The 21,538-nt window shown below is 34.2% G+C and carries 18 protein-coding genes, 1 other RNA gene and 1 pseudogene; 4 read left to right on the forward strand and 16 right to left on the reverse strand.

Annotated elements, in window-relative coordinates:
• Nucleotide 1 precedes the first annotated feature (1 nt).
• Nucleotides 2–1,719, reverse strand: a pseudogene (gene dnaX, locus ACH2AZ_RS00875) (DNA polymerase III subunit gamma/tau).
• 122 nt (nt 1,720–1,841) lie between these two features.
• Here dnaX and rnpB point away from each other — a divergent pair.
• Nucleotides 1,842–2,148: RNase P RNA component class A (rnpB, locus tag ACH2AZ_RS00880), an RNA gene on the forward strand.
• Here the strand turns inward: rnpB and ACH2AZ_RS00885 are convergent.
• The 3 genes from ACH2AZ_RS00885 to ACH2AZ_RS00895 are packed head-to-tail and all read right to left on the reverse strand — an operon-like array spanning nt 2,143 to nt 4,121.
• Nucleotides 2,143–2,679 (reverse strand): RsmD family RNA methyltransferase, encoded by a 537-nt coding sequence (locus tag ACH2AZ_RS00885; RefSeq protein ID WP_394906210.1) that lies wholly within the window; start codon nt 2,677–2,679, stop codon nt 2,143–2,145. The two genes, rnpB and ACH2AZ_RS00885, sit on opposite strands and share 6 nt — an antisense overlap.
• A gap of 4 nt (nt 2,680–2,683) precedes the next feature.
• Nucleotides 2,684–3,511 carry a DUF3822 family protein gene (locus ACH2AZ_RS00890; RefSeq protein WP_394906211.1) on the reverse strand — a complete coding sequence of 276 codons (828 nt, stop codon included), beginning with the start codon at nt 3,509–3,511 and terminating at the stop codon, nt 2,684–2,686.
• Nucleotides 3,474–4,121: a hypothetical protein gene (locus tag ACH2AZ_RS00895; protein WP_394906212.1), complete on the reverse strand. Its 648-nt coding sequence runs from the start codon at nt 4,119–4,121 to the stop codon at nt 3,474–3,476. The genes ACH2AZ_RS00890 and ACH2AZ_RS00895 overlap by 38 nt, the downstream gene beginning before the upstream one ends.
• 117 nt (nt 4,122–4,238) lie before the next feature.
• Between ACH2AZ_RS00895 and ACH2AZ_RS00900 the strand changes: the two genes are divergently transcribed.
• Nucleotides 4,239–5,660, forward strand: coding sequence for an ATP-dependent RecD-like DNA helicase (locus ACH2AZ_RS00900; protein ID WP_394906213.1), 1,422 nt, complete (start codon nt 4,239–4,241; stop codon nt 5,658–5,660).
• Between the two features lie 32 nt (nt 5,661–5,692).
• A complete protein-coding gene (gene kdsB / locus ACH2AZ_RS00905; RefSeq protein WP_394906214.1) occupies nt 5,693–6,424 on the forward strand; it encodes a 3-deoxy-manno-octulosonate cytidylyltransferase in 732 nt (243 codons plus the stop codon).
• A 4-nt stretch (nt 6,425–6,428) separates the two neighbouring features.
• On the opposite strand, the gene ACH2AZ_RS00910 is transcribed toward kdsB, so the two are convergent.
• Genes ACH2AZ_RS00910 through rlmD form a run of 3 tightly spaced genes read right to left on the reverse strand, consistent with a single transcriptional unit; the run spans nt 6,429 to nt 9,014 of the window.
• The gene (locus tag ACH2AZ_RS00910) at nt 6,429–7,127 is read right to left on the reverse strand and encodes a DUF6048 family protein (protein ID WP_394906215.1); all 699 of its coding nucleotides are present in this window, start codon (nt 7,125–7,127) and stop codon (nt 6,429–6,431) included.
• Nucleotides 7,093–7,608: a DUF6452 family protein gene (locus ACH2AZ_RS00915; RefSeq protein WP_394906216.1), complete on the reverse strand. Its 516-nt coding sequence runs from the start codon at nt 7,606–7,608 to the stop codon at nt 7,093–7,095. Before ACH2AZ_RS00915 ends, ACH2AZ_RS00910 begins: the two co-directional genes overlap by 35 nt.
• Nucleotides 7,605–9,014 (reverse strand): 23S rRNA (uracil(1939)-C(5))-methyltransferase RlmD, encoded by a 1,410-nt coding sequence (rlmD, locus tag ACH2AZ_RS00920; protein WP_394906217.1) that lies wholly within the window; start codon nt 9,012–9,014, stop codon nt 7,605–7,607. The genes ACH2AZ_RS00915 and rlmD overlap by 4 nt, the downstream gene beginning before the upstream one ends.
• A 143-nt stretch (nt 9,015–9,157) precedes the next feature.
• Between rlmD and rocD the strand changes: the two genes are divergently transcribed.
• Nucleotides 9,158–10,447 carry an ornithine--oxo-acid transaminase gene (rocD, locus tag ACH2AZ_RS00925; RefSeq protein WP_394906218.1) on the forward strand — a complete coding sequence of 430 codons (1,290 nt, stop codon included), beginning with the start codon at nt 9,158–9,160 and terminating at the stop codon, nt 10,445–10,447.
• A gap of 60 nt (nt 10,448–10,507) precedes the next feature.
• On the opposite strand, the gene ACH2AZ_RS00930 is transcribed toward rocD, so the two are convergent.
• From ACH2AZ_RS00930 to ACH2AZ_RS00970, 9 genes are all read right to left on the reverse strand, one after another.
• Complete coding sequence (locus ACH2AZ_RS00930; protein ID WP_394906219.1) at nt 10,508–12,490, reverse strand: DUF349 domain-containing protein; 1,983 nt, start codon at nt 12,488–12,490, stop codon at nt 10,508–10,510.
• A 140-nt stretch (nt 12,491–12,630) separates the two neighbouring features.
• A complete protein-coding gene (locus tag ACH2AZ_RS00935) occupies nt 12,631–13,356 on the reverse strand; it encodes a shikimate dehydrogenase family protein (RefSeq protein ID WP_394906220.1) in 726 nt (241 codons plus the stop codon).
• A complete protein-coding gene (locus tag ACH2AZ_RS00940) occupies nt 13,356–14,375 on the reverse strand; it encodes a DUF368 domain-containing protein (protein WP_394906221.1) in 1,020 nt (339 codons plus the stop codon). The genes ACH2AZ_RS00935 and ACH2AZ_RS00940 overlap by 1 nt, the downstream gene beginning before the upstream one ends.
• Nucleotides 14,365–15,297 carry a DUF368 domain-containing protein gene (locus ACH2AZ_RS00945; protein WP_394906222.1) on the reverse strand — a complete coding sequence of 311 codons (933 nt, stop codon included), beginning with the start codon at nt 15,295–15,297 and terminating at the stop codon, nt 14,365–14,367. The genes ACH2AZ_RS00940 and ACH2AZ_RS00945 overlap by 11 nt, the downstream gene beginning before the upstream one ends.
• 37 nt (nt 15,298–15,334) lie before the next feature.
• On the reverse strand, nt 15,335–16,723 hold the full coding sequence (locus ACH2AZ_RS00950; protein ID WP_394906223.1) for a tetratricopeptide repeat protein: 1,389 nt from the start codon (nt 16,721–16,723) through the stop codon (nt 15,335–15,337).
• 92 nt (nt 16,724–16,815) lie between these two features.
• Nucleotides 16,816–17,994 (reverse strand): aspartate aminotransferase family protein, encoded by a 1,179-nt coding sequence (locus tag ACH2AZ_RS00955; RefSeq protein ID WP_394906224.1) that lies wholly within the window; start codon nt 17,992–17,994, stop codon nt 16,816–16,818.
• A 21-nt stretch (nt 17,995–18,015) separates the two neighbouring features.
• Nucleotides 18,016–19,707 carry an OstA-like protein gene (locus tag ACH2AZ_RS00960; RefSeq protein ID WP_394906225.1) on the reverse strand — a complete coding sequence of 564 codons (1,692 nt, stop codon included), beginning with the start codon at nt 19,705–19,707 and terminating at the stop codon, nt 18,016–18,018.
• 72 nt (nt 19,708–19,779) lie between these two features.
• Entirely contained in the window at nt 19,780–21,051 is a 1,272-nt protein-coding gene (locus ACH2AZ_RS00965; RefSeq protein ID WP_394906226.1) for an adenylosuccinate synthase, read from the reverse strand.
• 8 nt (nt 21,052–21,059) lie between these two features.
• A complete protein-coding gene (locus ACH2AZ_RS00970) occupies nt 21,060–21,515 on the reverse strand; it encodes a Fur family transcriptional regulator (protein ID WP_394906227.1) in 456 nt (151 codons plus the stop codon).
• Nucleotides 21,516–21,538 lie beyond the last annotated feature (23 nt).

Consider the following 21,538-nt stretch of genomic DNA (forward strand, 5'->3'; position numbering starts at 1 on the left):
ATTATTTTATATCTAAATCAAACAATCTTCTTAGTTTTTCTAAGTTGGAATTCTTTTGTACTAATTTGTCAAATTTTTCACGGCTTGTAAATGCATATTTTTTGGCGACCTCCTCATTAACCGCAATTGATAAATCTACAAACGAGTTTTTTACCTGATTACGAATATAGCTAATTAGCGGTCCTTGTGCTCTTTCTAGTTCAACTTTCATTGTACTGTTGGGCAGGGTGATATGTAAGGTTTTGTCTTTAAGACTTGGTCTATCGGTTTCTAGAATCGAGGCTAGAATTTTCTCTCCTTTCTTTTTTAATTTTAGAACATATTCATCCCAAGCCAATAGAGCTTCACTCTCCGTAAAACTTTCATTTAATTTTTTGGGCTGGTTTTCTTCTCGTTGCAATTTTTTCTGCTTCAGTTCCTTTTTCTTGTCAATACTCTTTAAAGACAAACCAGAAACGGATTTTGGTTTAGCTTTGCTTTTGACTTTATTTAAGTTAGAAGCGGGTGGTGGGTTGTGATCTTGCTTGTAAGGTGTTTTTTGATCTTTTACATTATCAACTTTAGCGTGGGCATGTTCTTGTGTTTCAATAACCTGTTTTTGTTCTTTTTTAACCGAAACAAAGTTACTGGCAGGAATTATGTAGGGTTCAGCGTTTTTTTTTTACCTTCTGTAATCGAAGCGAGTTGCATTAAGCATAATTCTACCAAAAGTCTCTGGTTCTGCGCTCCCTTATACTTGAGATCACAGGAATTTGCCAATTCAATTGCTTCTTTTAGAAAATCGGTGTTCGCTAGTTGGGCTTGTTCAAAATATTTCTTTTTAGTTTGCTCCCCTACTTCTAATAGTGCAATTGTACTTTGTTCTTTACAAATAAATAAATCTCTAAAATGGGCAGCTAAACCGGCAATATAATGTTGACCGTCAAAGCCCTTTGCTAGCACCGAATTAAATTGCAAAAGAAGTTGCGGTATATTTTGATTTAGGATGTGCGTGGTTGCCTCAAAATAAACTTCATAATCTAAAACGTTTAAATTTTCAGCCACAGCTTGCCTAGTCAAATTTGAGCCACTAAAACTAACTACCCTATCATATATTGAAAGCGCATCGCGCATGGCCCCATCTGCTTTTTGAGCAATTATGTGTAAAGCATCATCTTCGGCTTGTATTCCTTCTTGTTGAGCTATTTTAGCCAAATGGTTTTTAGCATCTAAAACACTTATTCGCTTAAAATCGAATATTTGGCAGCGCGATAAAATGGTTGGAATAATTTTATGCTTTTCTGTAGTCGCTAAAATAAAAATGGCGTGGTTTGGCGGTTCTTCTAAAGTTTTTAGAAATGCATTAAAAGCACTCGTAGAAAGCATATGCACCTCATCAATAATATAAACCTTATACTTTCCCGTTTGAGGGGGAATGCGTACTTGATCGGTTAGAGAACGAATATCATCGACAGAGTTGTTTGAAGCCGCATCAAGTTCAAAAATGTTAAACGCAAAATCTTGCTCTATTTCGTTTTGTGCTTGTTGATTGATTTTCTTTGCTAAAATTCGAGCACAAGTAGTTTTACCAACACCTCGAGGCCCTGTGAAAAGAAGCGCTTGAGCTAAATGGTTGTTATTAATCGCGTTTTGCAATGTGTTGGTAATTGCGCGCTGACCTACCACATCCTCAAAAGATTCTGGTCTATATTTTCTTGCTGATACTATAAAATGTTCCATCATCGCAAATATAGCAGATTATTTTAAATCTGTGCTTGCCTAGAATGACTTAAATTTAGAAGCATAAAAAGTAAATTTGAGCTGTCTAGGTTTGCTTTTAAATTAAATATTATCTTTGCAAAAAAGTAGGCCGTCTTATCGCTTTCAATTTATTGAAAGAGGAAAGTCCGGACACCACAGAGCAGTATAATGGCTAACGGCCATCAATTGTGAAATTAGGACAAGTGCAACAGAAAGAATGTACAGGTTATGCTGTAGTGAAATCAGGTAAACTCTATACGGTGCAATGTCATGTAAACCAACTTTAAGACTTGCTCGGTCATTGTTGGAGGGTAGACAGCTAGAGGTTTTTGGTAACAAAAACTCCAGATAAATGATAAGATTTTCTTTTTAGAAAAACAGAATCCGGCTTATAGGCCTACTTTATTTTTTAAAAAAACTAAAAACTGATCCGCCATAGCGACGTTCGTCTACGAAATAGGCTAAACTTGATAAAGGCGTAATTTTTGGATGCTCTATTATAAGTATTCCTTCGTCTTTTAGGTGTTGTTGGTTAAATACTAACTGTACAAGTTCTTCAAATTGGTCTGTGGTAAAGTCGTAAGGAGGGTCTGCAAAAATTAAATCAAAAGTTTGATTAGCACTTTTCAAATAAGTGTAAACATCTTTTTTTATAGTATTAATTTGAATTTCTAAGGATGCGCTGGTTTGATTTATAAATTTTATGCAATTATAGTGCTTGTCAACTGCCGTGATTTTAGTGCAACCTCTTGAAGCAAATTCGTAGCAAATATTACCAGAACCAGCAAATAAATCCAGTACGTTTAATTCTGTAAAATTATAAGTATTATTTAAAATATTAAACAGGCCTTCCTTGGCGATATCGGTTGTTGGCCGAATAGGCAGTTTCTTAGGAGCTGTTATGCGTTTACTTTTAAACTTTCCTGAAATGATTCTCATAATTTTATGAATATAAATGGATGAAGCTCTGTTTTGTTTCTAGATTTTTAGTATCTGTTATTTCTTTATTTATTTTAACGTTTACAAAATATTTATACATTAATTTGTATAAAGCACTTTCTTGGTTAAGAGGAGATAAGAATTGCAATGGAATTTCTTGTGGTGAGATACTCAATTGTTCAAATACAAAAAGCGTATAGTACAAAAAGTCTTCTTTTGAAGTATAAGGGTACACATTGCACAATTTTAATTTATCGCCCTGATATATGCACAGAAAAAAATAATCTGTAAAAGCAGTAACTGTTGTAGTGAAATCTTGCGCTATATTTTTTTTTGCTATCCCGTGTGTTTTTTCTATTATATTAGAGGCAAGATGATTAAAGTTGAAATCGCCAAAATTTTCAATAAAAAAGTTGTTAATTGCTGTAAAGGGTATGAAAATTAAACTTAAATCTAAAGGTTTAATAGTATCTGTATATACCTCATCTGTAGCTAGAATTTTAGTATTATATTGTAAATATTGAGCGGCGCTTAAATTGGTATAGTAGGGGGTAGGGACTACAGTAAAAAGCCTGTTAGCATAAGTCACCCTAAGTTGTTTAATAGCTTCTCTGAAATCTTTTATTTGAGGAAGAAATTCCTGCTCGAGAAGCTTAAGTAATTCAGCTATACTCAAACTATTTGAAGCCCATTTCTCTGTTTGAAAAAGAATTCCATTTTGATCCTTTACAAAAAAAGAATATCCATCTTGAGCAATCAAGATGGATAAACTATAATTTATTTTAGTAGGTGTATTACTCACTAGATCCGTATACTTTTGGCCAGTTTCCATTGGTATTAACTTCGGTCATAGAACCAATCTTAAGGTATTCACCGTTTACACCATCTACAGAAATCACTTGTTTCTCCTGCATAATTAAATCAGGATCTTGATCGGCTAAAATTTTATCTTTAGCTACTTTCACCTCAAATACCGGAATAATAGCTTTTCTTTTTTTAATTTTTCCCGCGTCAATTTCAAATGTTACAGATTTATCGGTCGTGGGTACATATTTTAAATTCTTGTAATCTTTTTGCTTAAACAAAGAGTCTTTTACCGGTACATAACCCAAAGTATCTATTAGTGTAATACTTTTATATTGGTCTACACCATATGTTTTTTTGTACTCTTCATCTAGAACGGTGGTGTCTCTACGCTGTGTTACCGTAAATTCTGCGGTGTCTATAAACTTTACCAATCCATCAAAATCATCAGAGAAAACACCAGTAACTTCTTTATGCGCCAATTGTGCTTCTCGAATGTCTTTTAATTTATTAATTACCTGTTGATAACGCTTTTCTTTAATTTTGTTAAACTGAATGGGGTCATAAATTGAATTAAAGGTTAGGTATCCTAAAAACCCAATTACCACCCATAAAATTAATTGAATAACAAGTTTCATATGATTTCTTTTTGTTTACTAAACGTGTATGTGCACAAATCTACAATTTTTTTTTGTTCGTAAAAGTTTCATTGGTTAAAAATGCGTTTTTTATCTTTGAAAACTTAAGCCTCGTTTATGAAAGCCCCAGAATTCTTTAAACTTCTAATTAAATCTTTTTCTCACTCTCCTAACTTAAAACAAGAGAGTGCGTTTCAAAAACTAAGCCATTTTCTTGTTTCAAAAGATAAAGATTTGATGTTTGTGCTAAAGGGATATGCAGGTACAGGAAAAACAAGTTTGATAGGAACTTTAGTTAAAAGTCTGTGGCATATTAATTCCACTCCTATCCTTATGGCTCCAACGGGAAGAGCGGCCAAAGTTATGGGTAATTATTCAAATTACCCAGCACAAACCATTCATCGCAAAATTTATTACCCTAAAAAATCGAGTGGAGGTAGAATAAGTTTTACATTACAAAAGAATAAACATAAGAACGCGGTTTTTATTGTAGATGAAGCCAGTATGATATCCGATTCAACATTAGGTAATACGGGTCTCTTAGATGCTTCACTGCTTGATGATTTAATTGAATATGTTTATAATGGTCGAAATTGTAAGCTCCTATTTATTGGAGATACCGCACAGCTTCCGCCAATACATCATAATCTTAGTCCGGCATTAGATGCCGAAACACTCTCTAGACAATACCATAAAACGGTAGATGAAATAGAATTGACTCAAGTGATGCGCCAAGAAGAACTATCTCTTATTCTTGAGAATGCAACCGCTTTACGAGAGCAAATAAAAGATGGTGATTTTGCTAATTTCCAGTTTAGTAAAACAGGAAGTGATTTTATTCGCCTTTTAGATGGTTATGAGATTATGGATGCTATTAACGCTTCATATGATAACAAGGGGCATGAAGAAACTGCCATCGTAGTCATGTCTAATAAAAGAGCCAATATTTACAACGAACAAATTCGATCTCGAATTTTATTCCGCGAAAGCGAAATTGCTGCAGGAGATTTTTTAATGGTGGTAAAAAATAACTACTTCTGGCTTAAACCTAATTCTGAAGCAGGCTTTATTGCCAATGGTGATATCATTGAAGTTCTCGAGATTTTTGCCGTTAAAGAATTGTATGGTTTCAGATTTGCCGAAGTTAAGGTGCAGATGGTTGACTACCCTAATGTGAAGCCATTTGAAACGGTTATTATGTTAGATACTTTGCAAATTAATGCAGCTTCTTTACCTTACGAGCAGGCCAATACATTGTATAATGAAGTGATGAAAGATTATGCCGATGAGTCTACAAAATACAAGAAATTTCTTAAGGTTAAAAGCAACCCCTATTTCAATGCTTTACAAGTAAAATTTAGTTATGCAATGACTTGCCATAAAGCACAAGGAGGACAGTGGGATACTGTTTTTATAGAACAACCTTTTGTAAGAGATGAAATAGATAAGGAATACTTAAGATGGCTATACACCGCTTGTACGCGTGCCAAAAAGCAAGTTTATCTTATTGGCTTTAAAAATAGTTTCTTTACGGATTAAAAAGCGTAAATTTCGCCAAAAATAGTTAAAGTATGAAAGTAATTGCGATGATTCCGGCGCGCTACGATGCCAGCCGTTTTCCAGGTAAATTAATGCAAGATCTTTGTGGGGCTAGTGTTATTTTACGTACCTACCAAGCCACTTGTAATACCAATCTTTTTGATGATGTGATTGTGGTTACTGATAGCGATATAATATTTAACGAGATCACAACTAACGGAGGTAAAGCATTTAAGAGTATTAAAGATCATGCCTGCGGAAGCGACAGAATTGCCGAGGCCGTTGCTCATATTGATGCCGATATCGTAGTGAATGTGCAAGGAGATGAGCCTTTTACCTCTTCTTCTATACTGGCAGCGCTTCTTGAAGTATTTAAAAATGACTCAAGACAAGAGGTAGATTTAGCTTCTTTAATGACTCCGCTGCACGATAAACAGGATATTGAAAATTCTAACAATGTTAAGGTGATTGTAGACAGAGAACAAAAAGCGCTTTATTTTTCAAGATCTGTAATTCCTTTTGTTAGAGATGAGGATAAAAAGATTACACATTACAAACATATCGGGATTTATGCTTTTAGAAAACAAGCATTACTAGACTTTGCAAAGCTACCTATGCTTGATTTAGAAGCCGCGGAGAAAATTGAATGTCTTCGTTATTTAGAATATGGTAAAACTATAAAAATGGTAATTACCGATAAACCTGTAATTGGTATTGATATACCAGAAGATCTCGAAAAGGCAAGAAAAAAATGGGCCAACTAATTTTTTACTTTTTAGTTATAGGGATAAGGTAGCTTAAAGTATAACCGTAACCAACCCCTATAGAACTATTGGCGTTAACGCGATGAAAACCTGGAATATAGAGATTTCCAAAACCATCTGGTTCCTTTTGGTTTAGCAATACTTTTAATTGAAGATGTATGCCAAGAAATAGATTGTCTAAGATTTCGGCTTTTGCACCACCTTGAATTTCAAACCAATGAGCTGAAAGACCTTTAAATTCACGGTTAACAGTTCTTAAATCTCTGGGAAAAAATAGATTGGTATTGTATATTTCAAAGGCTTCTAGATGCTGATTAAAATTGGCATAGCCATATCTAAAACCTGCATAAATTTCATTTTGCATATTACCCCAGTTTTCGTAAGCATTATAGTTTACTCCTAGCTTAAGGTATTGCCCTTGCGTATCTCCGTAAAGATAATCTTCGTCATATTTCTTTTTGTCCCTTCCTATTTCCCCAGCCAAAAATAATTTTTTGGTAATTCTGTAATCAGCAGCAATTTCAATTCCTTCGAAATCATCATCTAAAAAACTGCGGGTTAATTTAGCCAAATCAACGCCAACACGTAAACCATATTTATTTTGGGTTTTAATAGCGCTTAGTGAGTCAGATTCTTGTGAAAATCCGTACAAACTAAAAAAACAATAATTAATGATAAATATAAAGGTGAGTTTCTTGTTCATTTAGAATGTTGTTGGGTTGTATAACTTCAAAATTTTTAATCCAATTATCATCTTGATTTTCTTGCGTTAAAAATGCTTCTAATTCATAAAAGACTACTTTAAAACCGCAAGCTCTATTCACATATTCTTCTACTGGGGCGTAGGTAAATTGCAAACTATCAGCATTAGCGTTGTCAATTCCCTCGGGGTTGGCGGGAATATCTTTTTTAAAGATAAATTTTGTGTTGTTTTGCCCGGTTTGAAGTGGAATTTTAATAATTGAGTCAGTTACAGGTGAATCAAATAAAGGGTTCACACTTAATTGGTCATAAACTTGAAGCCGATTAACTGTCTTGGCTTCAATAGGGTTTTCGATGTCTAAAAATTTAATGACTAATAAAGGTGTAGTAGGGGTAGCGCCAGAGCAAATATCATCTTTTTGACATCCGTAAAAACTGATTATTGCCAATAATAAAATACCTATAATTGATCTATTTCTCATCGTAATTCAAGTTGTACAACGTTTTCAACGTGATGGGTTTGAGGAAACATATCTACTGCTTGTGTTTTTGTTACCTGGTATAGCGCATCTAGCATTTGTAAATCTCGAGCTTGAGTGGCCGCATTACAGCTTACATACACAATACGCTTGGGTTTTATATTAATAATTTGCTCAACCACATCTTTATGCATACCCTCTCTAGGCGGATCGGTAATTATAACATCGGGTGTTCCATTTTGTGCAATAAAGTCTTTTGTAAAGACTTTACGCATATCGCCTACAAAAAAATCGGTATTTTTTATATTGTTATTTTTGGCATTCGCCTTGGCATCTTCGATGGCTTCGGGAACCACTTCAACACCAACAACTTTTTTAGCTTCTTTAGCAACAAACTGTGCAATAGTACCTGTACCGGTATATAAATCATAAACCAATTCATTTCCCGTTAACTCAGCAAAATTACGTGTTATTTTATAGAGTTCATAGGCTTGGGCAGAGTTGGTTTGGTAAAAAGATTTTGCTGTAATCTTAAACTGCAAGCCTTCCATTGCCTCGATAATATAATCTCTTCCAGCAAAGCACAAAACCTCTTGATCATAAATAGTGTCATTTCCTTTTTCATTAATGACGTATAAAAGCGATGTGATTTCTGGAAAATTATCTTTTAAATAGCCTAAAATTAGATTTATTTTCTCTTCATCTCTATAATAGAATTGCACCAAAACCATCACTTCACCTGTAGAGGAGGTCCTTATCATTAAAGTGCGTAAAAGGCCCTCCTGCTTTCGCGGATTGAAAAAGCTGACACCCTGCTCACTGGCAAAACTTTTCACCCCATTCCTTATAGCGTTGCTAGGGTCTTGTTGAAGATGACATTTTTTAATGTCTAGAATTTTATCCCACATACCAGGAATATGAAAACCAAGCGCATTCCTGTCTTGAATTTCTTTTTCGCTATTTATTTCATCTAAGGTCAACCAGCGGCTGTCACTAAACGAAAACTCCATTTTATTTCGATAGAAATATTGCTTTTCGCTTCCTAAGATAGGAATAACCTCTAATGGCTCTACTTTGCCAATGCGGGTAAGCTGATTGAGCACCTCATTTTCTTTAAAATGTAATTGAGATTCATAATTCATATGTTGCCACTTACAACCACCGCAAGTGCCAAAATGTTGACATTCAGGCTCTGTCCTCCTTTCAGATAGTTTAGCGAATTCAGTTGCTTTGGCGAAATAATAAGCTTTTCTTTTCTTGTAAGTGTGTACTGTTGCGATATCGCCAGGAACAGCGTTATCTATAAAAATAACTTTACCATCGGGTGCTTTGGCAACTGCTTTACCTTTTGCTCCTGCCTCGGTAACCTTTACATTTTCAAATATCTTGTTTTTATTTCTTCTGGCCATAGCTCAAAAATACTAAGTTTTGTGATGAAGAGGTTTAGATTATCCTAAACATTTAGTATTTTGCAAACATATCAAAAAAATGGGTGATTTCTCCCCAATAAGCAGGAATCAAATTTAGTTTAAGAAAGAAAAAAGAAAAAAGCATGTCAGTTGTAACAATTAAATCATCTCAACAAGCAATTGAGTTAGAAGAAAAACACGGTGCCCATAATTATCATCCATTACCTGCCGTATTAAAGAAAGGTGAAGGAGTTTTTATGTGGGATGTAGAAGATAAAAAATATTATGACTTTTTATCGGCCTACTCAGCCGTGAATCAAGGTCATTGTCACCCAAAAATTATTGGGGCTATGACTAAGCAAGCTGAAACTTTGACGCTTACTTCTCGTGCATTTCACAATGATGTACTTGGTAAATATGAGAAATTTGCTACCGAATATTTTGGTTTTGATAAGTTACTCCCAATGAATACAGGTGCAGAAGCGGTTGAAACTGCTATTAAAATTTGTAGAAAGTGGGCTTACGAAAAGAAAGGGATTCATGAAAATGAGGCGCAAATAATTGTAGCTGAAAATAATTTTCACGGAAGAACAACCACGGTAATTTCTTTTAGTAATGACGAGGGTGCACGAAAAAACTTTGGACCTTACACGCCTGGTTTTTTAAAGGTGGGTTATGATAATTTAGAACAACTAGAAGAGGCACTAAAAAATACACCTAACGTAGCCGGTTTTTTGGTCGAGCCTATACAAGGTGAAGCTGGGGTGTTTGTTCCAAGCGAAGACTATTTAAGTGAGGCGCGAAAACTATGTAAAAAGTATGGTGTATTATTCATCGCCGATGAAATACAAACTGGTATAGCGAGAACGGGTTCTTTATTAGCTGTTTGTGGTAATTGTACTTGCCAGAATAAATGTGAGCAACATTCTGAAACTTATGTAAGACCAGATATTTTAATTTTAGGAAAAGCATTGTCAGGTGGAGTGTATCCTGTTTCTGCGGTTTTAGCCGATAATGAAATTATGGACGTTATTCAGCCAGGGCAACACGGTTCTACCTTTGGAGGAAACCCTGTGGCATGTGAAACTGCTATTGCGGCACTTGAAGTGGTATACGATGAAAATTTAATTCAAAATGCACGCGAACTTGGAGATTATTTTAGAGCCGAAATGAATAAATATATTGCCAACTCTAAAGTAGTTAAACAGGTAAGAGGTAAAGGTCTTTTAAATGCAATTGTAATTAACGATACAGAAGAAAGTAGTACTGCTTGGAATATATGTGTTGATTTAAAAGAAAACGGTTTGCTGGCAAAGCCTACACACGGAAATATTATTCGCTTTGCTCCCCCTTTGGTTATTACTAAAGAGCAATTGGATGAGTGTATAACTATTATTACTAAAACCTTGTCTAAGTTTGAAGACCAAGTTTAATGAGTAATGATATAAAGAATAAAAAAGGGTGTTATTTAAGCACCCTTTTTTATTTGCCTCTTAACTATCGATATTTCTAAGTTTCTTTAACTTGGCTTCCCAAGTACCTAATTCTTGTTTTTTTCTTTCTATATTTTTTAAAACTTCTTTAAATAGAGGGTTGCTCTCATCTGCATTGGAGAAGAACTGCATATTGTTTTCTAGTTGTATGATCTCTTGGTCGGTTTCTTCAATACGTTTTCTAATGAAAAACTCTTCTTTTCTCAATTTATCTGCACCATCAGCTTGATCTAGAGATTGTAATTTATTCTCGTACTTTAAAAGCTCCGATTCTCGCTTAGAGATATCTAATTGTTTAAATAGTTGATCTAGGGCTTTATTGAATTTACCTTCAATGTACTTCATTTTAAAAGGTACGTGGCCTAAATCTTTCCAGATATTAATTTGCTCTTTTATAAGCTTAAGAGCTTCTTGGTGATCTTGAGGAAGAGTTAAGTTTTTTACCTTTTCAAGTAACTCTTTTTTCTTTTCAAAAGCCTGCATTTCATCTTTATTTTCTTCATTTTGCTTTTCGTGAAGCCTATTGAAATAATGGTTGCATGCTTTTTTAAATCTTTTCCAGATTTTATCACTATCTTTTCTGGGGACGTGTCCAATTTTTTTCCACTCACTTTGAATACGTTTCATTAGGGGAGTGGTTATTTTAAACTCTAGATTATCCTTATTTTCTTCGGCTATTTGAACCAGTTCAAGTTTTTTATTCAAATTTTCATATTGTTCTTTTTTTAAATTCTTATAAAAAGCATTTTTCTTTCGGTTAAAAGCCCTAACGTTTTCCTTAAAGCGCTTCCAGCTTTCATCTGCATTTTTCTTGGGTACTTTGCCCGCTTTAAAAAACTCCTCGCGTAAGGATTCAATTTTTTTGATGTTGGCTTGCGCTTGTTTATGAGAGGCGATTTCTTCTTGAGCAATATTTTTTATACTGTCAATTATTTCATTCTTTTTTTCAAGATTTTTCTCACGTGCCTTGTCTAGTTCTTCAAAATAAGCTTGCCTGTTTTCGTGAATTTTTTTTGTGGCTGCACTAAACCTTTCCCAAATATCTTCTCTATATTCTTTGGCAACAGGCCCTACTTCTTCTTTCCACATTTTATGTAACATTTGTAGCTCTCTAAACGCTCTATTAATGTTAGTCTCTTGGGTGAGTTCTTCCGCTCTAGCGATCATTTTTAACTTTTGATCTAAGTTGTGTTTAAAATCTAAATCTCTAAACTCACGGTCTAAATGTAAAAAATCATAAAACACCTCAACGTGATGGTGGTAGGTTCTCCAAATATCTTTATAATCTTCTCTAGGTACTGGCCCCGCTTTTTTCCAACGCTCTTGTAATTGTTTGAATGTTGCGAAACTATTATTCATATCGGCACTGTCGCCAATCATTCCTTTTAGCTCTTCGATAATGGCCAAGCGCTCTTTAAGATTTTGATTTAAGTTTTTCTTTAACTCTTCATAATGCTTGTTGCGCTGTTCTTTATATTTGAAGTAGACCTCGTTAAATCGTTTTTTAGTAGGACTTGAATAATGAAAATCTATAATATTACCGCCTTCTTCTAAGAAATCTTCCTTTTTCTGCTCCATTTCTTCATCAAATTTACTATCAAATTCTAATTTGATTTCTTGAACGTGGTCGCGTATAGTTTGAATCTTCTCAGATTTTAAAAGCTCATCCAGCTCCATAACTAACTCATTCATAGTCATGGCGTGATAGTCTTTCATTTCAATTTCGTGGCGTTTTTGTAAATCTTCATCTTCATTCTCTTCGGCCAAAGTTTCATCTAGCTCATCATGTATATTATCTGAATCTTGTTTTGGTTCTGGATTATGGTCTGATTTAGCACTGGCTTTAGTCTGGGCGTCAGTTGTTTGCTTCTCCACTTCTTCTGTATCGTTACCAGATGGTTGCACATTTTGCTGAGAACCTTTAGAATTTTCTATGTTTTCTTGATTCTCAGTATTTTCTCGTTTTGCTTCTTTATCAGACATATTTTTCAATGTTTAGGTTCATAAATATTGTGGAAAGATACTATTAAAGGCTTGTTTCTGCAAAAAAAATATAATTTTAAACAGCTTAGTGTAATAACCTTTAGCAACTTAAAAAACGAGCAGATCTACTAAAGTATTATTTATTCTTGCCAAATAGTCCAAGATCGATTTGCTTGATGAAACAGCATCGCTTGGCCATTAGCAATTTTTGCTCCTCTTATTTTCCCTTTTGCAAGAAACTCAGTTAATGTAGGGTTGTATACCAAATCGTATAAGAGATGAGTTTTACTTAAGGCATCATAGGGTATTTTGGGAGATTGTTTAATATCTGGATAAGTACCTAGTGGTGTTGCATTAATTATAAGTTTATGATCAGTAATATCATTTTCGTTTAAATCTTCATAATTCAATTGACCTTCTTTAGGCGATCTACCCACAAACTTATATTCAATCCCCATAGCTTCAAGAGCGTAGGCTACCGCTTTTGATGCACCTCCGGTACCTAAAATTAAAGCTTGCGAATGATTGCTTTCTAATATTGGAAATAAAGCTTTCATAAATCCGAAGGCATCGGTGTTGTAGCCAATTTTTTTTTGATCAATTACTTTAACGGTATTTACTGCTTTTATTCTAGAGGCTTCATCAGATAATTCATCTAAATAAGGAATAATACTTTCTTTAAAAGGTATGGTGACATTAAATCCGTCAAGGTTATTTTTTGCTAATAAATTGGGTAATTCGTTTATTTCTTTTAGCTCAAAATTATTATAAGTTGCATCAACATTTTCCTGGACAAACTTATCCTGAAAAAAAGTTTTAGATTTTGAATACCCAATATCCTTACCAATTAATCCGTATTTTTTCATTATTTTAAATTTTTTGTATTTGCACCGTAGAGACCTAATCCGTAAACTAAAATTACACCTAAAAAAATAAAAGCCACAGCAATATAATTTTGAGTGTCTTGAAAATCAGGCAAGTACCTGTTGTAATTATCAATGATAAAATTTCCATTAGCATCTAATAATCGATTGCCTGCGAGATTTGTTTTATAGATTTTTTCTTTCCAAGGCCAAACAACGCCTAAAGATCCCGTTATAAAGCCTATAATGGTGGCAAAGGTAATGTTTTTATAGTGTTTGAGAACATAACCAAGCAGGTGAGAGAGTGAGACCAACCCAACCACGGAGCCAGCGGTAAAACTGGTTAGAATTTTTAATAAATGCACGCGTTTTTGATCTTTAAGAAAATCTAAATTTAACGATGCTAGATCTTTTAACGTGTCAAAGAGCGCATTTACAGAGTCAACCAAGAGCAATACATAATTGCCTACTAGTATTAAGATAAATGACCCCGAAAGTCCTGGTAAGGTCATTCCCGAAACCCCAATAACGCCACAAAAAAAGACAAACCATAGGTTGTCATTCTCAGTGGCGGGTTCTAACAGACTTATACCACCGCCCACTAATAATCCTAAAATTATAAAGAGCACGTGGCGGAGAGATTTAACTTTGAAATCTTTTGCTATGTAAAAAATTGATCCGATTATCATACCAAAAAAGCCAGACCACACATATAACTCATAGTGAAGTAAGAAGTAATCTAATAGTTTGGAAACTGAGAAATAACTAATAATCATTCCTAAGACCAGTAAACCTAAAAACGAGGCGTTTACATAATTTAGGAAACTTTTATACCGCTTCTTGTAAAGTAAGAGTAGCGCCTTTCGATTGAATTTTTGAAGCGAATAGATAAATTCTTCATAAAAACCTGCTACAAAAGCAACAATACCACCAGAGACCCCGGGTACTTTGTTGGCTGCACCCATAGCCAATCCTTTTAAAACCAAAAAGACCTTATCTTTTAAACTTCGCTTATTTTGCATTATTGGTTTGTTTTTTAGCGGCTATTCTTTCTAAAAACAAGATACTAAAAAAACCAAGAAGCATTAAAAAAATGCAACTCCATGTTTTTGGCTCTCCAATAAAGTTACTTGGCAATACAGATTGTTCTGCTAAAACAATTGTTTTTTCTCTTATTGTTATTGAATCCAAGGTGTTTTTCCAAGGCCAAATTTTATTTAATGATCCTGCAATGAATCCCGTTAACAAGGCCAAGGTTAAATTCTTATAATGCTTAAAAAGCCATTTTAGAATTCTTGAAAAGCTAATTAAACCCATAATAGCTCCTAAACCTACTGCCACTATTTTTTTAAAGTCAAAGTCATGAACTGCTTGTGTAATAGTTTGATAACTGCCTAATAAAACCAAAATAAAGGCTCCGCTTATACCTGGTAAAATCATTGCACAAACAGCAAAAGCGCCAGACATAAACAAATACCAATAACTAGAGTTTTGTGTGGCCGGTGGCAAAATTGTTATTCCGTAAGCGATACCTGCACCTATAATTAATGTTAAAAGGGTAGCACCTCGCCAATTATTTATTTCTCTACCCACCAATAGTATACTCGCTAGAACCAAACCAAAAAAGAATGACCATACCAATAGAGGTTCTGTTTTTAAAAGAAAATTAGCCAGTCGCATAAAGCTAAAAATGCTAATTAAAATTCCGGTCAAAAGTGCTAGCAAAAAACCGCCATTTATTTCTTTCCAAAACGACCAAAATCCTTCTTTTTTCCAGATCTGAAAGAGCTTTAAGTTAACATTTGAAATACTTGAAACAAGTTCTTCATAAATACCAGTTATAAAGGCTATTGTACCTCCAGAAACGCCGGGAATAGTATCTGCAATTCCCATGGCCATTCCCTTAAGACTGATTTTAAGGTAGTCTTTAGTATTTCTATTCATAATTTGATTATTTACTGCGATGGAAATTTAGAATGGCTTATTGATATGATATAATAATTTCTTGAATACTAGGTCTGTCAAATATCGTTTTAAACAGCGGATATATTACAGTTAAATATTCTTTATTAATTTCAAGTGCTTTTACCAAGTATTTGTAGCCTAAAGTACCTTTATTGTTTAAAAAGTAAAGTGCCGCTAACCTATAAGTCACTTCTTCTGATTCAGGATAAAACTCTTCTGCCTTTTTCATCACGCTTAAAGCGGATTCTACCTCGCCAATTTCAATTAAAACGTCAGCGTGAGCAATCCAAGTTTCTAATTCGTAATTGCCTAGCTCTATACTTTGTTTATAACCTTTTTCTGCTTCTTCTAGAAAATTTAATTTATGATTGATTTTTGCATAAAGTTTCCAGTACCTTACGTTTTCTTGATCAATATCAATTGCTTTTTCTATAAAATATAGTGCTTTACGATAATTTTTTTGTTGATAGAAAAAATCAGTAATAGCTAGCCAAGCTTTATCTAGTAAAGGATCTTCGGTAGTAGCTTTTTGTAAATAATGTAAAGCAACATCTAAAATCTCAAGTTTTTCATAACATTTACCTATGCGTAAATAAGCATAAGCAGAAGGGTCTTCTAGCTCTAAGGTTATTTGATAATTTCTTATTGCTTCTTGAATTCTATTCATTTTTTCAAGCACTTTTCCCTTTTCAAAGTAAGCACCCATAAAATATTCATCGGCCAATAAAGCATAATCAAAAGCTTCTAAAGCTTTATTTAAATTACCTTCTTTATTATAAGCCTTTCCCAATTGATGCCAAGCAACCTCACAATACGGATTTTTGTCTAGGTAATTTAATAAAAATTCGATGGCTTGTTTATTTTCACCTAAAACATCAAAACAATATATTACATTATGCAAAGAAGCATAATCTTCAGGGTCATCTTTTAAGCAAGCCATATAATGTATTTTAGCATTATCAAAGTCCTCCTCAAACATATATTCCATAGCTAATAGCGCGTGAACATCTGATAAATCTTTTGACAAATTAAGCGCCTTTTTTAGTAGCTGTATTGCGGTTTTATGGTCATCTCTTTTAGAATAGATATTAGCTTTTTGAATATAAATCTCTTCGTTAGAAGGCTCAATTTGTTCAAGCTTATTTAATATTTGATTAGCATCACCCAGCTTATTCTCCATAATGCTAACCTCTACTTTAAACAATAAAAGTTGTGTAGATTGCGGATGCTGGTCAAGACCTAAACGAATAGCTTTTTTGGCTAAAGAAAGCTTGCCCAAGTCAAGATAATGATGAATAATATTTTCAAATTCTATGGAGTCAAAAAACAAAATATCATTTGTTTTGAGCATCGATTCAAATCGATTGATAGAGAAATTGGGTTCTTCGTTATGATTCAAAAACATAGTTCAAAGCTTGTTAAACATAAAGTTAAGTTCAAAAAGTAATAAAATAAAGGGTTTTAAGTTATTCTTGTTAACAAAGTAATTAACAAAACTTATACCAGATTATCTAAAATACCTAGGATAATATTACATCCTTTTTCAATATCTTTATGACTAATTGTTAGTGGTGGAGTTATTCGTACGGCGCGTTTTTCGAATAAAAGCCAAAATAAAATTAAATTTTCTTTTTTCGCTCTTAAAACCAATTCATTAGCCGTTTCTTCATCTTTCATAATTAAGGCTAACATTAGGCCGGTGCCTCGTATCTCTTGTATTAATTGATGCTGTAACAGCGTCTTAAATAGCTTTTCTTTTTCTATAACTGCCTTTAGAAACTCTGGTTTTTCCACAACTTTTAAGGTAGCCAAGGATGCTGCCGCTATTAGCGGATTACCACCAAAAGTGGTGATATGCCCCATTTTGGGATTATCGCTAAGTAAATTGATCAATTTACGTTGCGCAACAAATGCGCCAACGGGTAGGCCGCCAGCCATTCCTTTCCCGATTACTAAAATATCGGGTGTCACATTATATTTTTGAAAAGCAAATAAAAATCCTGTTCTTCCGAAACCTGGCTGTATTTCATCTAAAATCAATAAAGCCCCAACTTCTTCACAACGACTTTTAACTTTTTTGAGATAATTGTTTGTGGGTTCTATAACTCCCGCTCCTCCTTGAATGGTTTCCAATATAACGGCAGCTGTATCGGAGGATATTTGATTAAGTTGATCGGTTTTATTAAAAGCAATATGCTTAATTTCTGGTATTAGTGGATAAAATGGTGCCTTTCGCTCTTCAAAATCCATTAAACTTAATGCGCCCATAGTATTACCGTGATAAGCGTTTTTGGCTGCGATGATTTCTTTTCGGCCGGTCGCTCTTCGCGCCAATTTAATAGCACCTTCTATGGCTTCTGTTCCACTGTTAACTAAATAGGTTGAAGCTTGCGGAATAGGTAATTGTTGTGCTAAATGTTTAGTGTAATCTACAGCCGGCTTTTGGGCATACTCTCCATATACCATTACATGCAAATATTTATCTGCTTGTGTTTTTATAGCTTTTATTACTTCGGGATGACAATGCCCTATGCTACAGGCCGAAACTCCTGCAACAAAATCTAAATGGGCTTCATTATTGGTGGTGTAAATGTAACTTCCTTTGGCATGGCTTATTTCTAATCCAAGCGGGTGAGGAGTGGTTTGAGCTTGATATTTTAAAAAATCTAACTTCACTAATAAACAATTATAAATTGATTAATTTTCTTCAGGTTCAGTTTCGTAAATCATTTGATCCTCCTCACGAGGCGTGAGCAATTCTTTATTCAACCGGGAACTTTCATGAATTTTTTCTTTTATCTTTTTACCTTTTTCATTATTGAAGAAATTGGGCTCATCATTAGACGGTAAAGATATTCCTTCTATTTTTGTTAGGGTGGGGGTAGGTTTACCTTTAAAAAGGTCATTTTTTGATTGTAAACGCTCTTGTCCTCGCCAATTAAAACCTTTTAACTTACGAGCATTTTTAGGAAGGTCTCCTTCTCTATAAAGGATTTGTTTCGGATTTTTGTAATAATAAATCTTAGTAATTTCTTGGTCTTGAAACTCTATTTTAATTGAAGAAGAAATAACGGTATTTATCCCGATGAGTTGTTGCTTATCATCTCTACTGTAAAATATGGTTTCTGTGTTTTTGATAAAGTTAACTTCTTTTAGTTCATCCTTTTCAAACAATCCGAACATTTCTTTTCCCTTGACTTGATTAAATCCGCCAAGGCTATCTTTTTGAATCATAAAAGCGTTATAAAAGACTTTTAAACTATCGAGTTTGTTGGTTTTTGGATGATTGAGTAGGTGAATGGTGTCTCCGGTTAATTGATTTTCACCAGAAAACACAACTGGTTTTCCCAAAAGTTTTGAAATACCTAATTGCTCATTTACAACAATAGAATCACATTTCCCGTTCATATCCTTTTTATAAAAACGAGTATCTCGAAATCCGCGAATAAGTCGCTGTTTAGTAGGCCCGGTAATCATTAAGGTGTCGCTATGTACAAATAAAGTGTCATTTTCTTGTTTTATTGCACCCAATGCTCTTTTTGTTATAAAGACGGAGTCTTTTTCGCGGTACACCTCTGCATAATGTCCAGTGAGTACAGAGTGATTAATGGTATCTGTCACCCGAATGTTATTAGTAGCCGAAGCAAAATTTTTACTTCGATTAAAATAAATGCTGTCTCCTTGTAATTTTCTATTCTTATAATTTACGGTAGAATTTTTAACAAAATAGCCTTCATCTTTTTGGGTATCATAAAAACCACGCTCACAATAAATTTGCGTTTCTTTTCCAGTAATGGTAGAAGGACCATATAAATAAGCGTGTTTGCTCTGTGTAAAGTAGTTTAGCTGACTAGAATTAATAGTGTATTCTGGATTTTTAACCAGAACATCGTGCAAAAAGCTTAATTTTTCTTGCTCTAGAAAATACCGACCTACTTTACTTGTTATGGTAGTTGCGGAATCCCTCAAAGTTCCTCCACTTCTATAAAAAACTTGTTGTACATCACGTTTAAAAAATAACGTATCTGTTGTGAGTCTGCTGGTTTTTGTTTTTAGATTAACTTGATTGCTGGCAAATGCAAATTGTGTCTCCCCGTCATACTCGGCGTATTTACTAGTTAAAGTAATGGAGTCGCCTTGCTTCATCTTTACATTCCCTAGCGCTTTAAAAAACTGATCTTTTTCATAAAAAATGGCCTGATCACACCAAACATTAATTCCTTCGTGAGTGAAAAACACCTGATTTTCTACTTTACTAAAGAGAAGAGCACCTGGGTATTTATCCTCATCGGTTATGGTTCTATCGCTGGTATAATCAATTTTGTTTTCTTGTGCATAGCCAATGGTAATGCACGCAAATAAAATTAAAAAGAGAGATGAATTTTTCAAGCTTTAAAGTGTTTCAAAAATTTTCTATTGGCAAAAAACGCTCCAATTTTAATTTGAAGCGTTTTTTATTTCTTAGCGTATAATAGTCTGTTTTCTATCTGGTCCTACCGAAACAATTTTTATAGGGACTTGTATAAAATCTTCAATATACTCGATATACCTTTTAAAATTATCGGGAAAATCATCCTCTTTATTTATTTGAGTTAAATCTTCTTTCCAGCCTGGTAAAGTTTCATAAATTGGTTCAAGACTTTCATCTTCAATGGTGTAAGGGAAATGTTGAATTTTTTCACCTTGATACGTATAGGCGGTACAAATTTTTAGTTCCTCAAACCCACTCAAAACATCGCCCTTCATCATCATAAGCTGGGTAACCCCATTAACTTGTACGGCATATTTTAAAGCTATTAAATCTAACCAACCACATCTTCTTGGGCGCCCAGTAGTAGCTCCAAATTCCCTACCTACTTTTGCCATTTTTTCTCCATTTTCATCAAATAATTCTGTGGGAAAAGGGCCACTACCAACACGGGTGGTATAGGCCTTAAAAATACCCATAACTTCTTGAATTTTGTTTGGAGCCACGCCTAGACCGGTGCAGGCGCCAGCAGCGGTTGTATTGCTTGAGGTGACAAATGGATAGGTGCCAAAATCAATATCTAATAGAGAACCTTGAGCACCTTCGGCCAAGATAGTTTTACCAGATTGTTGAGCTTGATAAATATATTCTTCAGAATCGATGAACTGCAGTTCTTTTAGTCGTTCTACGGCTATAAAAAATTCGGTTTCGAGCTCTTCTAAATTATATTGAATGTCAACATCATAAAACGAAATCATCGCTTCGTGCTTATCGGCCAATTGTCTATATTTTTCTTTCCAATTATTGAGTTCTAAATCTCCTATACGCAAACCGTTTCTCCCGGTTTTATCCATATAAGTTGGCCCGATTCCCTTTAAGGTAGAACCTATTTTAGCCTTACCCTTGGCGGTTTCTGAAGCTGCGTCAAGCAAACGATGTGTTGGTAAAATGATATGTGCTTTTCTCGAAATCAATAAACTTTTTCTAAGATCAAGATCAAATTGACTTAGGTTGTCGAGCTCTTTTTTAAAAATTACAGGGTCAATCACTACACCGTTACCCACTAAATTTATAGTATTGGGGTGAAATATACCAGAAGGTATAGTGTGTAATACGTGTTTAATACCATCAAACTCTAAAGTGTGCCCAGCATTTGGCCCACCTTGAAAACGAGCAATGATATCATAATTTGAGGTAAGTACATCAACAATTTTTCCTTTGCCTTCGTCTCCCCATTGAAGTCCTAATAGCAAGTCTACTGCCATAAAATATGTTATTTAGGTGTTTTTTTTGTTCCGTAGAAATAGAGTGAATGGTTATTTATCTCTATACCGAAAACTTCTTCTATTGTTTGTTTAATCGATTGTATTCGTGGATCGCAAAACTCAATTACTTCACCGGTATCGGTAAGAATTACATGGTCATGCTGTTTGTCAAAATATGATTTTTCATATTGAGCTTGGTTTTTTCCAAATTGGTGCTTTCTAACCAGTCCGCACTCTAACAAAAGCTCTATGGTATTATATAACGTAGCTCTACTTACCCGGTAATTCTTATTTTTCATGGTAATGTACAGCGACTCGATATCAAAATGTTCTTCACTTGCATATATTTCTTGAAGAATAGCAAAACGCTCAGGGGTTTTACGGTGTTTCTTCTCCTCTAAGTACTTGGTAAAGACATTTTTTACAATGGCTTGATGATTTTCTTTTGACTGATCTGCTTCCATAATTAAAAATGCAAATTTAAGCT

The organism is uncultured Mesonia sp., from assembly GCA_947499595.1.
GTDB lineage: Bacteria > Bacteroidota > Bacteroidia > Flavobacteriales > Flavobacteriaceae > Mesonia > Mesonia sediminis.

Bases quoted from the DNA above. Each gene is read 5' to 3' on its own strand.
- rocD (WP_394906218.1), top strand. From the start codon at position 9,158: ATGTCAGTTGTAACAATTAAATCATCTCAACAAGCAATTGAGTTAGAA.
- ACH2AZ_RS00970 (WP_394906227.1), bottom strand. From the start codon at position 21,515: ATGGAAGCAGATCAGTCAAAAGAAAATCATCAAGCCATTGTAAAAAAT.
- ACH2AZ_RS00900 (WP_394906213.1), top strand. From the start codon at position 4,239: ATGAAAGCCCCAGAATTCTTTAAACTTCTAATTAAATCTTTTTCTCAC.
- kdsB (WP_394906214.1), top strand. From the start codon at position 5,693: ATGAAAGTAATTGCGATGATTCCGGCGCGCTACGATGCCAGCCGTTTT.
- ACH2AZ_RS00895 (WP_394906212.1), bottom strand. From the start codon at position 4,121: ATGAAACTTGTTATTCAATTAATTTTATGGGTGGTAATTGGGTTTTTA.
- ACH2AZ_RS00930 (WP_394906219.1), bottom strand. From the start codon at position 12,490: ATGTCTGATAAAGAAGCAAAACGAGAAAATACTGAGAATCAAGAAAAC.
- ACH2AZ_RS00915 (WP_394906216.1), bottom strand. From the start codon at position 7,608: ATGAGAAATAGATCAATTATAGGTATTTTATTATTGGCAATAATCAGT.
- ACH2AZ_RS00940 (WP_394906221.1), bottom strand. From the start codon at position 14,375: ATGCAAAATAAGCGAAGTTTAAAAGATAAGGTCTTTTTGGTTTTAAAA.
- ACH2AZ_RS00935 (WP_394906220.1), bottom strand. From the start codon at position 13,356: ATGAAAAAATACGGATTAATTGGTAAGGATATTGGGTATTCAAAATCT.
- ACH2AZ_RS00945 (WP_394906222.1), bottom strand. From the start codon at position 15,297: ATGAATAGAAATACTAAAGACTACCTTAAAATCAGTCTTAAGGGAATG.
- ACH2AZ_RS00965 (WP_394906226.1), bottom strand. From the start codon at position 21,051: ATGGCAGTAGACTTGCTATTAGGACTTCAATGGGGAGACGAAGGCAAA.
- ACH2AZ_RS00950 (WP_394906223.1), bottom strand. From the start codon at position 16,723: ATGTTTTTGAATCATAACGAAGAACCCAATTTCTCTATCAATCGATTT.
- ACH2AZ_RS00910 (WP_394906215.1), bottom strand. From the start codon at position 7,127: ATGAACAAGAAACTCACCTTTATATTTATCATTAATTATTGTTTTTTT.
- ACH2AZ_RS00890 (WP_394906211.1), bottom strand. From the start codon at position 3,511: ATGGAAACTGGCCAAAAGTATACGGATCTAGTGAGTAATACACCTACT.
- rlmD (WP_394906217.1), bottom strand. From the start codon at position 9,014: ATGGCCAGAAGAAATAAAAACAAGATATTTGAAAATGTAAAGGTTACC.
- ACH2AZ_RS00885 (WP_394906210.1), bottom strand. From the start codon at position 2,679: ATGAGAATCATTTCAGGAAAGTTTAAAAGTAAACGCATAACAGCTCCT.